The sequence below is a fragment of the Ensifer sp. ENS08 genome, from assembly GCF_014852195.1.
Taxonomy (GTDB): domain Bacteria; phylum Pseudomonadota; class Alphaproteobacteria; order Rhizobiales; family Rhizobiaceae; genus Ensifer; species Ensifer adhaerens.
In genome coordinates this window covers 27,154-41,779 of the sequence record NZ_JACVBF010000014.1, presented here as the reverse complement: position 1 = coordinate 41,779, position 14,626 = coordinate 27,154, and the positions used below count along the sequence as shown (strand labels likewise).

Genomic DNA, 14,626 nt, shown 5'->3' with positions numbered 1-14,626 from the left:
TCTTTACAAAGGCTAACATACCACCGGGCTGTTGCGTCAACGCCAAATGCGACGCGGTCAGCGGCGACGGAAGCCACCGCCACCGTGGAACCCACCGCCTCCGTGGAAACCGCCTCCACCATGGAAGCCACCCCCACCGCCAAATCCACCACCACCCTGGAAACCGCCGCCGTCAAAGCCGCCGCCCCCGAAGCCGCCCGGGCGGTCAAAGCCGCCACCGCCACCGGTCGGGAAATTCAGCGGCCGCTGACCGAACGACTGCCGCTCGAAGCTGCGCTGGTTGCCGAGCTGCCGGCCGATATTGTCGATCGCCAGATGGTCGGGGGCACGCTCGCGGGCAGCCTGCGCCACACCTTGGCCGGCCTGCTGCCGCGTCTCGATCCTCTGGTTGATGTTCTCCGCTGCATCCGGATGATTGGCGGAGAATTGCTCGCCCGCCTTGGTCCTATCCTGGATCAAAGGCTTCTGGACTGGCTGCCAACCGTCGGGCGTACGCTTTTGCCATTGTCCGTCGTCACGACGATACACGTTTCCGTCACGGCCGGCATAGACGTCGCCGCCCTTGCCGCCGGCGACAAAGCCATGGTTCCCGTCCGACGTGCGCCAATTGACGCCGGCGCCATTGGCGGTCGAGCCGCCGCTGATGCGGGCAAAATCGGACCCGTGCTTGACGGCCGCGGTGCCCCAGCTTCCGTAGACGTTATGTCCGCCGCGAGCCATCGCCGCGTTGCCGGTGCGCGGATTGTAGGCGGCGACGAAGCCGCGGTCTCCGTTCGGTCCGTAGCCGGCCGCGCCGCGAACATAGGTGCCCGTGCGCGGATTGTAGGCCGCACCGGCAGCAATGCCGCGATAGGGCCCGTAGGCATATCCATAGCGGCCGAACGTACCGATGGCCGGATTATAGAAGGCGCCGACCCCATAGGTTACCGGGCGTGGATAATAGGGCCAGTAACCGCCACCGGCCCAGCCGTAATCCCAATAGTCGTCATAGTACCAGCCGGTGCCGTAGACGAAGGTGTCCCAGGCGAGATAGGCACCCAGGTAACCCATCGTATAGCCGAACCAGACCGCGTCGGGCTCGGTATCGTAGATGCGCACATAGGTGGCATTGTAGATCGGCGACGACGGCGGGATGGTATAGATCTCGTCCGGCACCGCCTTTGCCACAGCGAACGGCCCGGTCGGTGCATCGCCGACGAACCAGACCCCGTCCTTGAGCACGAAATACTTGTCGCCGACCTTGATGACGGTCTCGTTGGTGTTGACCGCGTAGGTCAGGGACGTCCCGTCGATCGTTTTGAACTTCGGGTCGCCGCTATAGGCGACGTCCACCGTGACGGAGCCATCGAGCGAGACACGCGCCTTTTCGGGAATGCTCGCCTTCAGCCGCGCCTCTGCGTTTTCGGAGGTACCGGGAACGGACGCGCGCACCATGTAATAGGCGGCATCCTGCGGAATGTTCTGGAAGTCCTGCGGCAGCTTGGGCGTCGCGAAGGTCCAGGGGCCGTCGAGCGCGGTGCTCGCGAACCAGCGACCGGATACGAGGATGTACCAGCTTGAGTCAGCGTCACGGTAAAAGGCGTCGCTCTCGGTGTTGGTCGCAACCTTGAGACCGGTGCCCGGCACCTGTTCGAGTTTCGGCTCACCGTCGAAGGCGAGCAGTTCCGACGGTTTGTCCGAATAGATGACGTCGGGCACGATCACCTTGTCCGCCTGCGGCGGGATCGCCGCCTTGGCATCCTTCCAGTTGTCATCGTCCGGCAGTTTGCTGAGAATGTCGGGAAGCGACGAGGCGGACTGCCATCCCGAGGCGAGATCCTTCGATTGCAGCCATGACTTGTCGTTGCGCAGGTAATAGGTGGCGTCAGCCTCGACCTTGAACAGATCCCAATTGGTGTTGACCGTGAAGGAGAGGCCCTCGACGCCCTTGACCGGGGCAAACACGGCCTTGCCGTCGGTCTGCACCAGGATCGCCGGCTTCTTGCTGATAAAGATCGGCGGCGCGTCTGCCTTCAGCCCGTCGACATTGCCGAGCCGCTGGTAGTCGGCGAGGCTCGCCGTCAGCTTGTCCTCCGAAACGGTGATCGTCTCGACCGGCATCAGCTTGCCGACCTCGAGCGTCAGATCCGCCAGTTCCTTCCGGTCGAGGACGGAGAAGTTGATCTCGGTCATCTTGATATCAGAAACGACGACCTGGCCGGAGGCGCTGTCAGCATCGGTCTTGCCGGTAACGCCAACCACGCCGAAGATCGGCTTGGCGTCGTCGGACTGCTTGTATTCAGCGGCGATCAGCGCATCGAGTTCGGTGAAATCCTTCCAGGCGTTGATCTGCGGCTGATAGAGCGTGATGGTCGCGCCACTATCGGTCTTGTAGGCGCGCGGCCAACCGAGCCCCTTAGGATCGGCATCGTTCAGGTACTTGCCGCTCACGAAGCCGTTCTGGCCATTGAAGCTTACCGCGCACCAGGTGCCCGCATCGTCGCATTCCTTGACATCGACCTCGGTTCCCTCGGCGATCGTCCCCAGACTGTTGAAGCCGGTTCCCGGTCCTTCCCGGAAATTGAGTGAGGCGCTCGTCGTTGCCGGCCCGGCCTGCGCCGGAACCGCGGCAATCGCGACGAGGATGAAGGCGAGTGTCAGTCTGCGCATTACGGTTCTCCGAGATCCCGGGCGGCCGACCAGCGCCCGCAACGACTGAAGCCGAAGCTGGCACCGGAACTGGTTGAGCCATAGACATCTTTGCCCATCACCAAAGCGCAAGTACGTAACAGTAACGGCGACCGTAACGGGTCGCCGAGAAGTTAGACGCAACGGAGCGGAGCGTGCCGCAGCAAACGCCGCATACCGGAACGATTCGGAGCGCCGCAGGGGCGCATGCCGTTTCACCACCCCTCCCCGGTCCTTCAGGTTGCCCGCTTCTGTCCCGATCGCGACGGTCGCTATCCCGTCTCCCCGGGTAAAATCATTAAAGCGTCGCAAATCTCTGTGTTTTAGCCCGTAGTGATTGCATAGAGTCATTTATTCAAGCAAACTCATATGTATGATTTGACCACTCCTACGTGCGGAGGAAATACAAGTGAACACGAAAGCCCCCAGCCAGATCGATGTCTTTGTCGGTTCCCGCGTCAGGATGCGTCGGTTGATGGCCGGACTGAGCCAGGAGAAGCTGGCCGACGGTCTCGGGATCACATTCCAGCAGGTACAGAAGTACGAAAAAGGCACCAACCGCATCGGCGCGAGCCGTCTGCAGGCGATCGCCGATATCCTCGGCGTGCACCCGAGCTTCTTCTTCCAGGAGGGTGAAGACCCTGCCGGCGCACGCAACGGCGACACAACGCGCGAGCCGAGCGAAATCTCGTCCTTCGTTTCGTCGAAGGAAGGCATCGCGCTCAACCGCGCTTTCCTGAAGATCACGGACCCGGTGCTGCGCAAGAAGATCATCTCGCTGGTCGCCGCCGTTGCCCAGACGCCGGAGACCGAGACCGCCCGCTCAAGCACGAGCCACGCTCAGGACCTGCACGGCTAAGCACCCGCGCCCGACAGGAATGACCGGATGACATTCAGACTGCAGACCCTCGGGCGCTTGCGGCTCGTCGATAACGGCGGGCGTGAGGTAGCGTTTCCCGAAAAGGGTCTGCTGATCCTGTGTCATCTGATCGTCGGCGGCCACAGCGAGCAGTCAAGAAACGATGTCGCCAAGCTCCTTTGGGACGAGATCGTCCCGAGCCAGGCCTTCGTCAATCTGCGCAAGACGGTCTCCCGCATCAGCGCGCGCCAGGAAGAACTCGGCTGTCACTTCCTGAGTTTCTCGCCGTCGGCCGTGCGCTTCGACGCCAGCCGGCTCAAGAGCGACCTCGATACCATCGGGCGTGAGGCGGGCGATCCACTTTCCCGTCTCCAGTGGGCCGTCGAAACCTTCCAGGATGACTTCCTCAAGGACTTGAAGTCCCAGGGCCAGGCGCTGCATGGCTGGATCGAGCGGCAGCGTGGCGAGCATATGGCGCTGCTGCGCGAAAGCCTGCTTCTTGCGGCAGCGGAGGCGACGAACAATCATCGCAAGCTGGTCAAGGCGGCAGCGACCCGGCTGCTCGAGCGCAACCCGCTCGACGAGGACGTGCGCAAGATCCTGACCCAGGCGTTTCAGCTTGAGGGCAACCATCTGGAGGCACGGGCTGTCTCGAATGGCGGCGGCGCGATCGCGATCAACAGGCCGGAATTGCGATCGGTCTCGACGATAATCGCGCCGACGTCGGAGTCGGCTGCCGACTCGCGCCCGCCGCGCGTCGTCCTTCTGCCGCCGAACAACGGCGCGGTCGACAGTCCGGCAACACAATTTGCAAGCGCCCTGATCGAGGACGTGACGATCGGGCTTTGCGCGCTTCGCTCGGTTTCGGTGATCGCGCCCTACACGGCCGCACAGATCAGCCTGCAGGCAGACAAGGCCAGCACCTACCAGAAGCACGCCATCAGCTACATTCTCGACACGCGCCTGACCGACGAAGGCAGCCGGCTGACGCTCTTCACGCAACTGATCTTCTTTGCCAATGACGAAGTGATCTGGGCCGACCGTTTCAATCTCGATGGCGACGGGCTGATGGCCTCACGGCGGGAAATTGCCCGCCAGATCGCACTGGCGATCGCCAACCAGGTGGAGCGTAACGAGACCCATCGCCAGACCTACGAGACCAATGTCGGCTCCTACCGCAGCTTCCTGCTCGGACAGCGCTATCTCAAGCAGCTCAACCTTCCGGAGCTGCGGCGCGCGCGCAAGAGTTTCCGCCAGTCGCTCTATGAGAACTCCGGCTTTGCGCCGGCGATGAGCGGGCTCGCCCGCAGCTATTTTTTCGAGTGGCTGCTGACAGCCCGCGGCGACGCAGAGCTGCTGGCGCTTGCGGAACGGCATGCGCGCGATGCGGTGGTGGCCGACGACACGCTGGCAACGGGCTATCGCGAGCTTGGCGTCGTCAAGCTCTACTTGAGACAGTTCGACGAGAGCATGGAATACCATGACAAGGCGGAGGCGCTGAGCCCTCAGCACGCCAACGTGATTGCGAGCTACGCCGACACGCTGGTGCAAGCTTCGCGCCCCGAGGGTGGCCTGCGCAAGATCCAGGCAGCAATCGATCTCAACCCGATTGCGCCGGACGAATATTTCTGGACCGCGGCCGGCGCCAGCTACTCGCTTGGCCAGTATGAGCAGGCGATCGCCTATATCGAGCGCATGCGCGATCCGACCCCTGCCGACCGGCTGTCGGCGGCAAGTTGGGGCATGCTCGGCAACCGGAAAAAAGCGCGCCAGTTCGTCCGTAAGACTTTCGACGTGCATCCGGACTTTGATCTCGACAAGTGGATGACCATCGTTCCCTTTAGGGAAGAATGGCAGCGCGTTCATTATTGCGAGGGCCTGCGCAAGGCGGGCTTCTGATTTCTCACATCAGCAACGGCCAGGAGGGGAAAATGGCAAAAGTAGTGGTGATCGGTTTGGCGGGTGACAACCGGCTTTGGGTTGCGGATCTGGATGCGGGCACGGTCTCGCAGATCGCAACGCCGACGCAGGGGCCGCTGGCTGCGGCCAACGACCTGCGTAACAACAGCGGGGCAATGGTGCACAAGGGCGTCAATCTCGCCGTGGTTGCGGCCTCGTCCGGCTCCGTTTCCGGCGGGTTCATGGACGGCTAATCCACGCGTGGCACAAGCCGCTGAAACTGGCCGGCCGTCGGACGAGCATTCCAGCCGTCCGGCGGCCGAGCCGCTTTCCTACAGCGATCGCGCCTGCCCGCCAGAAGAAACGTTCCGGCGGATCGAGGCATCCCTGCCGGCGCTCGGCGTCACCCGGCTTGCGCGGCTGACCGGCCTCGACCGGCTCGGCATTCCCGTCTGGAGCGCCGTGTCGCCCAACGCCCGATCGATCGTCATCAACCAGGGAAAAGGCATCACCGACGTTGACGCCAAGGTTTCGGCGGCCATGGAGGCGATCGAGCGGGCTGTGGCCTGCGCGCCGTCGGCCGCGACAAGAACGGCCACCAGCCGGGCTCTTTCCGAAACGGGCGATCGAACGCTGCATCTGCCGGGGCTCATCTCGGCGGGGCAAGCGGACCTTCAGAACGACGAAACGATCGACTGGCTCCGTGGCTTCGACCTCTTTGACGGCGCAACCACCTGGGTCCCGCGCGAAGCGACAATCCTCGACCGGACGATCGTCGGTTATCGTTACTGGCAGTCCTCTGATGGCCTGGCCTCGGGCAACACCGAGACCGAGGCGACCCTGCACGGCTTGCTCGAGCGCATCGAGCGCGACGCCGAAACGCTGTGGCGAATGCTGCCGCTGAACGGCAAGCACCGCGGCTGCATCGATCCGGGAAGTTTCGAGGATCCTGTCCTCGATGCCCTTACGAAACGGATCGCCTCTTCAGACCTGGAGCTGCGCCTGTTCGACATGACCAGCGACATCGGCATCCCCTGCTATGCCGCAACCCTCGCCGAAGCGGGCATTCTCTCGGCCAGGCAGCCGCGTTATCACGACGTCACGATCGGCCACGGTGCCCACCCCGTGGCGCGGCGCGCCGCCATCCGTGCCGTGACCGAGGCCGCCCAGTCGCGGCTTACCTATATCAGCGGCGCCCGCGACGATGTGTTCCCGGAAACCTTCACCCGCGACCTTCCCGAGGAAACGCGAGGCCTGTTTGCCGCCGTGCCGCTCCGGACAAGCGTGGCGGCCCCCGATGCCCCGGCCGGGCCTCAGGCGCTGCTCGATTACGTACTGCTGCGGCTTGAAGCGGCTGGCATCCGGACGGTTGTCGTCGTTCCGCTGATGGAAGGCGTTGCACCTTTCTCGGTGGTCAAGGTCATCGTTCCGGCCCTCGAAAATCCCGACGGCCTGCGCAAGCGTCGCTTCGGAGAACGCGCGCTCGCCCGTGCTCTGGAGGCCGGATGAACGTTGTCTTTGTTGGCCCGACGCTGCCGGACGCACGAAACGCGGCGGACAAGAGCGTCCTAATCCTCCCGCCTGCCGTTCAGGGCGACGTCCTGCGCGCAGTTGAGGGCGGTGCAACCGCGATCGGGCTTATCGACGGCAACTTCGAGAATGTTGCGCCCGTCTGGCACAAGGAAATCCTTTATGCGCTGTCGCTGGGCGTGCAGGTCTTCGGCGCGGCCAGCATGGGCGCGCTGCGCGCGGCGGAATGCGCGCCCTTCGGCATGGTCGGCATTGGCGAGATCTACCGGCAATACGCCGAAGGAGCCCGCGTGGACGACGCCGATGTTGCGCTGATCCACGGCCCGGCCGAACTCGGCTATCTGCCGCTGACACTCCCGCTGGTCAACGTCGATGCGACACTCAAGCGCCTCTCGCAGACCCAAGCCCTTGCCCCAGCGCTCATCGCATCGATGGGCGCGACGGCGTCCGCCATGTTCTACAAGGAGCGCAACTGGGCGGGCATCGTCGCGCGCGTTGCACTGCCGGCGGGGACGGACCCCGCCCGTCTCACCGCGCTGCTCGCGCGCGAATATGTCGACCAGAAGGGCATCGACGCGCGACATTTACTGGACGCACTGCGACACACGCCAACCCAACGGACGGTTGCAACGCAAGGCTGGAAATTCAATTCTACCAGCATGTGGAAGAGGTTGTTCGGTCAACCTGACGCTTCATCTTAAGGATGTGGTTTTCACATACAACGTGTGTCACGCTCATGTCACGCGCAATGCCGCGAAGTCACGCTATGATTGGCCACGGTGGGCTGGATCTGCGGATCCAAAGGAAGCTGGGGAAAATCATGCTATCTTCATTTGCTGTGCCAGTAGAACCGGAAGACAAGGAAAAGGAGCTCTTGGCACTGGCTCGTCTTGTCACCTATGCGCGCGACTCCGCCAAGACCCTCAACGTCGAAGGCGTGCAATACTGTCTCGAACTCGCGCTCGCATCGCTGCTCAAGGAGGCCGAGGACTGCGGCAGCCAGAGAGCGCATCTGACCAACGAGTTGCTGACGCGCCCGAGCCTCGGCCGCTGCTGAGTTCCACGCCGCTTTTGGGATTGCGGTCATCCCGCGATTGGTCCGCCTGCGCGGACCGGTGGCTTTGCGATTGAGCGATGACACGAAGATAACCCCGTTTGGCCGAAGGCGAAGCGGGGTTTTGGTCGTTGTTAGGCCTAGCGTCTGCCGCTCCCCGCGTTTCGCCGCAAGCGGATTTCGTCGCCGAACGATCGTTGCTCTCGCACCGCATGAGACAGCTCAGGGAATCCGTAAAACAGACGGCCGGGACGGATATTCCCCGCAAACCAGTTCCGTTCGAAAGCCCGCTTCGCGCTTTCGTTGAAATTTAGTCCATAATTTCCATAGACAATATTGAGTGAGCGAGCCACCTCCGGTTAGGCTTCTCCCATCATGTGCGAACCGGCGCAGGGCCTTATCGACTGGCCCACCGCCTGAACGACAAAGGGAGACCGGCTTGAGCAAGACAAATCCAACCCTGCCCGTCCTTGACCTTTCGCGCTTTGCGGCGGGCCACCCCGAGCGGGCCGCAGCGCTCGACGAGTTGCGCAGCGTTGCCCGCTCGGTGGGCTTCTTTTATCTCGAGGGCCACGGGATCCCGCAGGACGAAATCGACGGCATTCTCTCGCTTTCGCGCAGCTTCTTCGCGCTGCCGGAGGACGACAAGCGGGCGATCGAGATGCGCAAGTCGCCGCACTTCCGCGGCTACAATCGCGCCGGCCTCGAATACACGCGCGGCACGCAGGACTGGCGCGAACAGGTCGACTTTGGTCCCGAGCGCCAGAGCCTCAATATCGCGTCCGGCGATGCGCCGTGGAAGCGGCTTGTCGGCCCGAACCAGTTTCCGGACGCCTTGCCGGAACTGAAGCCTGCGATCCTTGGCTATATCGAAGCCGTCACCGGGCTCGGTATCCGGCTGATCGAGATTTTCTCCGAAGCGCTCGGGCAGAAGCCCGATGTCTTCGGGCCGATCTATCGCGATGGCCCCAACCAGTTGCTCAAGATCATCCGCTATCCCGGCCGCGACAAGACCGAAAGCGATCAGGGCGTCGGCGCCCACAAGGACGGCGGCTTCGTCACCATCCTGTTGCAGGACGTGGTCGGCGGACTGCAGGTCGACGACGGCAAGGGCGGCTGGATCGACGCACCGCCGAAGCGCGGCACCTTCGTCATCAATGTCGGCGAACTCCTGGAACTGGCATCGAACGGCTATCTGCTCGCCAACATCCACCGGGTGGTAACGCCGCCAGCTGGCGGCGATCGGCTCTCGGTCGCCTTCTTCCTCGGCGCCAATCTCGCTTCGACCATCCCGGTGCTCGATCTCCCGCCACAGCTTGCAGCCGAGGTCCGCGGCGTCACCCAGGATCCGCAGAACCCGCTCTTCCACGAGGTCGGCCGCAACGTGCTGAAATCCCGGCTGCGCTCGCACCCCGATGTCGCCGCCGCGCACCACGCAGACCTGCTGGAGCAGCCAAAGGCGGCTATGCCCGCCTGATCAACCGGACAGCGCCGATCAACCTGAGAGCCAACGAGAAATGGCATGACGATCCATCAGAAGCCGGAAGAACCGGCAGTCGAGATCAAGACGCCGAACGGCCTGCGCAAAGCCGGCGGGCGATTGCATCCCGAAACGCTGGCGCTCCACGGCGGCAGCTATCGCTTCGATCCGGCAAGCGGCGCCGTCGCCGTGCCGATCTACCAGACGACCTCCTATCAACTGCCCGGCACCGACGGCGCCGACAAGCTCTTTGCGCTGGAGGCGCCGGGGCATCTCTACACCCGCGTTTCCAACCCGACGCAAGACGCGTTTGAGCAGCGGCTGGCGGAGATCGAAGGGGGAGCAGCCGCGCTGGCACTTGGCTCCGGCCAGGCGGCATCGGCCTTCGCGCTCCTGAACCTTGCGCGCTCCGGCGACAACGTCGTCAGCGCCGCCGGCCTTTATGGCGGCACCTGGGCGCTGTTTGCCGCCACGCTGAAAAGTTTCGGCATCGAGGTTCGTTTCGTCGATGCGGCTGATCCCGAGGCGTTTGCCCGGGCGACGGACGACCGGACACGTGCCTACTATGCCGAGTCCCTGCCGAATCCGAAGCTCGAAGTCTTTCCGATCGCCGAGGTCGCCGAGATCGGCAAGCGCTTCGGCATTCCGCTGATCGTCGACAACACGGCGGCCCCGCTGACGATCCGGCCCTTCGACCACGGCGCTGCGGTAGTCGTCTATTCGACGACAAAATACATCGGCGGGCACGGTACCTCGATCGGCGGCGCGATCATCGACAGCGGCCAGTTTCCCTGGCACGAGCATGAGGCGCGCCATCCGAACCTGCACGAGCCTGACCCGAGCTACCAGGGCAAGACCTGGCTCGAAAAAGCGGCCGCGATCGCGTTTCATCCCTATATCCTGCGCGCCCGCGCGGTGCTGTTGCGCGACCTCGGCGCCGCGATCAGCCCGCTAAACGCATTCCAGTTCATCCAGGGTCTGGAAACGCTGCCGCTCCGGATCCGGCAGCACAACGAGAATGCCATCAAGGTGGCCGAGTTCCTCCGCACCCACCCGAAGGTGGCGCGGGTGATCTTCCCGAAGTTCCAGGATGGCGAGGCAAAAGCGCGCGGCGGGAAATATCTGCTGAACGGCCACTATGGCGCGCTCGTGGGCTTCGAGCTGAAGGACGGTCGCGAGGCGGGACGGCGTTTCATCGACGGGCTGAAACTGCTCTACCATGTCGCCAATATCGGCGACGCGCGCTCACTGGCCATTCATCCAGCCACGACGACGCACTCGCAGCTGTCGGAGATCGACCAGCTAAAGACCGGGGTGACGCCCGGCTATGTCAGGCTTTCGATCGGCATCGAACATTCGGACGACATCATCGCCGATCTCAGACAAGCGATCGACGCCGCCTGAGCGTAAGACGCTTTCGCATTTTCCGCGGGCTCGTCCGCAGGGGCGAGCCCGCGGAGCCGTTTGTGGCTCAAAACTCGTCTGTAGGCCTTTGTTTCGTTTCATGCGAAAAGAGCTTCTCGTCGCGCGTCAGCCGCCGCGGGGCATCGGGACACGCACAGGAGGAAAAGACTATGAGCAAGAATACCCAGGTCCTGCTTGCCGCGCGGCCATCCGAAAAACCGGTGCCGAGCGATTTCCGCGTCGTCGAAACGGCTATCCCGGAGCCGGCGGAAGGCGAGGTTCTCCTGAAGATCCTCTACCTTTCGCTCGACCCCTATATGCGCGGCCGCATGAATGCCGGCCGCTCCTATGCCAAGCCGGTGGAGATCGGCGCTGTCATGGAGGGCGGCACGGTCGCCCGCGTCCTCCGCTCGCGTCACCCGGATTTCAGCGACGGCGATTTCGTTCTTTCCCACTCCGGCTGGCAAAGCTATGCGCTGTCGCGTGGTACTGACTTGCGCAAGCTCGATCCGGCGGCCGCACCTCTTTCGACGGCACTCGGCATTCTCGGCATGCCCGGTTTCACCGCCTATGCGGGGCTGCTGACGATCGGCAAACCGCTGCCGGGCGAAACGGTCGTCGTGGCGGCTGCAAGCGGCGCCGTCGGCTCGGCGGTCGGGCAGATTGCCCGCATCAAGGGTGCGCGCGCAGTCGGGATCGCCGGCGGTGCGGACAAATGCGCCTTCGTTCGCGACACGCTCGGCTTCGACGCGGTGATCGATCATCGCGCGCCTGATTTCGCCGAACAGCTCGCCGCCGCCTGCCCCAAAGGCATCGACGTGTATTTCGAGAATGTCGGCGGTCATGTCTGGGATGCGGTGTTCCCGCTGTTGAACGACTTCGCTCGCGTGCCCGTCTGCGGCCTGATTGCGCACTACAACCAGCCCGCAGGCGCGCAAGCCGGGAGCGACCGGTTGCCCGGCGTCATGCGCGAAGTGCTCAGCCGGAGCCTGCTCATCCGGGGTTTCATCCAGCGCGAGTTTACCGATCAGAGGCCGCTCTTCTATCAGGAGATGGCCGGCTGGATCAAAAGCGGCGAAGTCCGCTACCGCGAAGACATCGTCGACGGGCTCGAGAATGCGCCGGAAGCCTTCATCGGTCTGCTGGACGGCCGCAATTTCGGCAAGCTGGTGATCCGGGTCGCCGCCGAAAACTAAAAGGGGCTCGGGCCCGGCCTTACTGCTGGGCGAAGCCGGCCTTGGCGAGACCGTCATCAAGCAACGCGATCAGGTCCGGCGCGTAGCCTCGAGCGACCAATTCCGTATCGTACGACTGCGACGCGCGCGTTTCGTTCAGGCGCAATCCGTCCAAAGCGCTGGTCGCTTCCCGCGTCAGGCCGAGTTGGCCTGCCGCTGCCACGCGTAGGAGATTGACCGCCATGTCCGCCGGATTGGCAAGCTCGCGTGCGCGCCTCAGCGCTTCGCGGTAGCGGCCGCTGCGGTAGTCTTCGAGCGCCAGGGTCAGCGCGGCATCGTGGTGAAGATACTCGCTGCCGGCATCCGCCACACGGGCCAGATTCACCCCTTGCGAATAGGCGCCGCTGACGAAAAGCAGCAGACCCAGCCGCGCCGGAATGGCGTCGTCGAGCGGATTGAGTGCCGCCGCGCGCCGACCGGAAATGAACGCCGCTTCCCTGTCACCGGCTGCAAAGCGCGCTTGCATCTGGGCGACGTAGCTCTGGCTCGATTGCGGTGCCAGCGCAACGGCCTTGTCGGCGAGCTTCAGCGCACGCTCAGCCACCGTCGGCGCGGCGCTCGCTTCACCGGTTGCCACCAACACCATCGCCAAGCTCGCCAAAACATCGGCGTCGGCGGCCTGGTAGGCGACGGATTTTTCAAGGCAGCCGTGGGCCGAAACCAGTCCCTCAGGGTCGATCCGCGCCAGTGCCACATCCGCCTGAAGCACGCAGCCGAAGCCGATCGACGGCGTCACCAGTTGCCGCGCAGCCTCCAGACTGACAATGACGCCCTCTTCGCCGGCAAGCGAAAGGGCCAGACGAGAAAGCAGCTTTTCCTGTATTTCCTGCGCGTCGCCGCTGTCGAGCGCCACCTTCGAGCTGCCGGACCTCAACGCCTCGTTGCTTTGCACATCGATCACCTGCCAGGAGACCTCATGCCGGCGCTCGTCGGTGCTGTAGGCGATGGAAAGCCTGTATTCCTTGCTGCCCTGCAGCTTGACCGGCGGCGCGGACGAAACCCACCCGGTTATCGACGCCACGTCGACACCCGCGGGCGAGACCGGCGCAAGGGTGCGGACGGCGGAAAACTGCGAGAGTGCGTGGACCAGATAGTCACCCGCCTTCTTCTGCACGTCGTCGTCGGCACCCTGCCGCGTCGGCACGTCAACGACGATCGTCGGCTTGGCCGAGAAAACCGGCTGCCAGGGAAGGTGGTCGGCAATGGACACGTAGAAGGCCCCGGCCATGACCGCCACGCCGGTTCCAAGTGCCGCGAAGCCCGCAAGCGGGCGCCATTTGCGGGCAAGAACGGCAGGCGCAATCGCGAGCTCGATGGGCTGCTCGGCTGCCGCCTCAGCAACCGGCGTCGTGCTCTCGAGCACCCCTCTCAAAGGCTCACCGCTGATCACGAATTGCGGAACGTAATTGCCTTTCGGCAGCTCGATGCGAAGCTCCGCTCTTTCGCCGAGCGCCTCGTAATATTGCGCCAGGGCCGCGCGCAGGCGCGACGCTTCCACACGCACGATCGGATCGGTCGCAGGATCGAAGGAGGCGGGCCGTCCGAAGACGTCAATGGCGATCGTGTAGGCTTTCACCTGGCCCGAACGGCCAGCGAAAAACTCGTCAACCACGTACCGCAACAGCTTGCGATGACGCTCGGTCGCGTGAAACTGGCTGTCGGCAAGAATGCGCTCAAGGGCGGCTCGCGCCTCGCATTCTGCAACGGCAATGCAGTTCGTTTGACCCGCATTTCTGCTGGCTTCCATGATGCGCTCCCAACTGCCACAACCCCAAAGAGAGTGCAACGCGAGGCGAACTCTAGACGAGAGCTTCTGTGGCGGAAAGAAGAATATCGCACCGTCACAAAATATTTTCATCGAAGAATTGAATCATTTTAAGTTGGAACAGGAACGCCCGATCATTCCCATAGAATTCTTGTGGGGTTTTCGTCGCTCTGACAAGCTCAAGCGAGCTATTTGTTAATCACAACGGACTACGCTCACGTCCCCGTATCGGCGATACAGACGGAAATGACCTCTTCTTCGATCTCGCGACAGATCAATTCATACTCCGAGATCATCGAATGATCCAGAGGGGCGAGACGCCTTTGCCGGTCAAGCATAGAGCTCGCTTCCTCATAGGCTTCGCAGAGGCTTTCCAGGGACTGGTTCTTGGCACAGAGCAATTGCAACTGGCCGCGCAGAGCCGGCAGCCTGAGCATAAGCTTCAGTAGTCCCCGTTGAGAGGCTGCGCTGGGCATGGTTTACCATCCGTTTGAACGACAATCGATGCTCATGCCTTTGCATTCCCCAAGGTGTCAGCGACGACCAGACACCGTTGCGGGCGGGGGGCCGGCTCGCCGGTCGGTGCTTGTGGCCAATCCGACCCTCGCTTACCTCTCCCCTGAGCGAAAAGTGGCACGAACGCCGATTTTCGGAAGTACGTAACAGTAACATTGGTCCGGATTGCCGGCACCTTGGCAATCTTCGCCTCGAATCCCATGATTCGGGCCGTCAG

12 protein-coding genes are annotated in these 14,626 nt (G+C 63.3%); 9 read left to right on the top strand and 3 right to left on the bottom strand.

Translation table 11 applies throughout. The features are described 5' to 3' along the window. Nucleotides 1–57 precede the first annotated feature (57 nt). Nucleotides 58–2,649: an SH3 domain-containing protein gene (locus tag IB272_RS24795; RefSeq protein ID WP_192445288.1), complete on the bottom strand. Its 2,592-nt coding sequence runs from the start codon at nucleotides 2,647–2,649 to the stop codon at nucleotides 58–60. Between the two features lie 427 nt (nucleotides 2,650–3,076). Between IB272_RS24795 and IB272_RS24790 the strand changes: the two genes are divergently transcribed. From IB272_RS24790 to IB272_RS24750, 9 genes are all read left to right on the top strand, one after another. Then, nucleotides 3,077–3,526, top strand: coding sequence for a helix-turn-helix transcriptional regulator (locus IB272_RS24790; protein ID WP_060521790.1), 450 nt, complete (start codon nucleotides 3,077–3,079; stop codon nucleotides 3,524–3,526). 27 nt (nucleotides 3,527–3,553) lie between these two features. After that, nucleotides 3,554–5,425, top strand: a complete 1,872-nt coding sequence (locus tag IB272_RS24785; protein WP_192445286.1) for an SARP family transcriptional regulator — start codon at nucleotides 3,554–3,556, stop codon at nucleotides 5,423–5,425. Nucleotides 5,426–5,457: 32 nt separating this feature from the next. Beyond that, nucleotides 5,458–5,679: a hypothetical protein gene (locus tag IB272_RS24780; RefSeq protein ID WP_034799164.1), complete on the top strand. Its 222-nt coding sequence runs from the start codon at nucleotides 5,458–5,460 to the stop codon at nucleotides 5,677–5,679. 7 nt (nucleotides 5,680–5,686) lie between these two features. Continuing rightward, on the top strand, nucleotides 5,687–6,934 hold the full coding sequence (locus IB272_RS24775) for a YcaO-like family protein (RefSeq protein ID WP_192445284.1): 1,248 nt from the start codon (nucleotides 5,687–5,689) through the stop codon (nucleotides 6,932–6,934). After that, nucleotides 6,931–7,656 (top strand): TfuA-like protein, encoded by a 726-nt coding sequence (locus IB272_RS24770; protein WP_192445282.1) that lies wholly within the window; start codon nucleotides 6,931–6,933, stop codon nucleotides 7,654–7,656. The genes IB272_RS24775 and IB272_RS24770 overlap by 4 nt, the downstream gene beginning before the upstream one ends. 119 nt (nucleotides 7,657–7,775) lie before the next feature. Further along, on the top strand, nucleotides 7,776–8,012 hold the full coding sequence (locus IB272_RS24765; RefSeq protein WP_034799160.1) for a hypothetical protein: 237 nt from the start codon (nucleotides 7,776–7,778) through the stop codon (nucleotides 8,010–8,012). Nucleotides 8,013–8,448: 436 nt separating this feature from the next. Next, nucleotides 8,449–9,486: an isopenicillin N synthase family oxygenase gene (locus IB272_RS24760; protein WP_192445280.1), complete on the top strand. Its 1,038-nt coding sequence runs from the start codon at nucleotides 8,449–8,451 to the stop codon at nucleotides 9,484–9,486. A gap of 45 nt (nucleotides 9,487–9,531) precedes the next feature. Continuing rightward, nucleotides 9,532–10,893: a PLP-dependent transferase gene (locus tag IB272_RS24755; RefSeq protein WP_192445278.1), complete on the top strand. Its 1,362-nt coding sequence runs from the start codon at nucleotides 9,532–9,534 to the stop codon at nucleotides 10,891–10,893. Between the two features lie 170 nt (nucleotides 10,894–11,063). Beyond that, nucleotides 11,064–12,089 carry an NADP-dependent oxidoreductase gene (locus IB272_RS24750; RefSeq protein ID WP_192445276.1) on the top strand — a complete coding sequence of 342 codons (1,026 nt, stop codon included), beginning with the start codon at nucleotides 11,064–11,066 and terminating at the stop codon, nucleotides 12,087–12,089. A gap of 19 nt (nucleotides 12,090–12,108) precedes the next feature. Here IB272_RS24750 and IB272_RS24745 read toward each other — a convergent pair whose 3' ends face one another. Next, nucleotides 12,109–13,875 (bottom strand): hypothetical protein, encoded by a 1,767-nt coding sequence (locus IB272_RS24745; RefSeq protein ID WP_034799155.1) that lies wholly within the window; start codon nucleotides 13,873–13,875, stop codon nucleotides 12,109–12,111. A gap of 233 nt (nucleotides 13,876–14,108) precedes the next feature. Next, nucleotides 14,109–14,369: a hypothetical protein gene (locus IB272_RS24740; protein WP_060586085.1), complete on the bottom strand. Its 261-nt coding sequence runs from the start codon at nucleotides 14,367–14,369 to the stop codon at nucleotides 14,109–14,111. Nucleotides 14,370–14,626 lie beyond the last annotated feature (257 nt).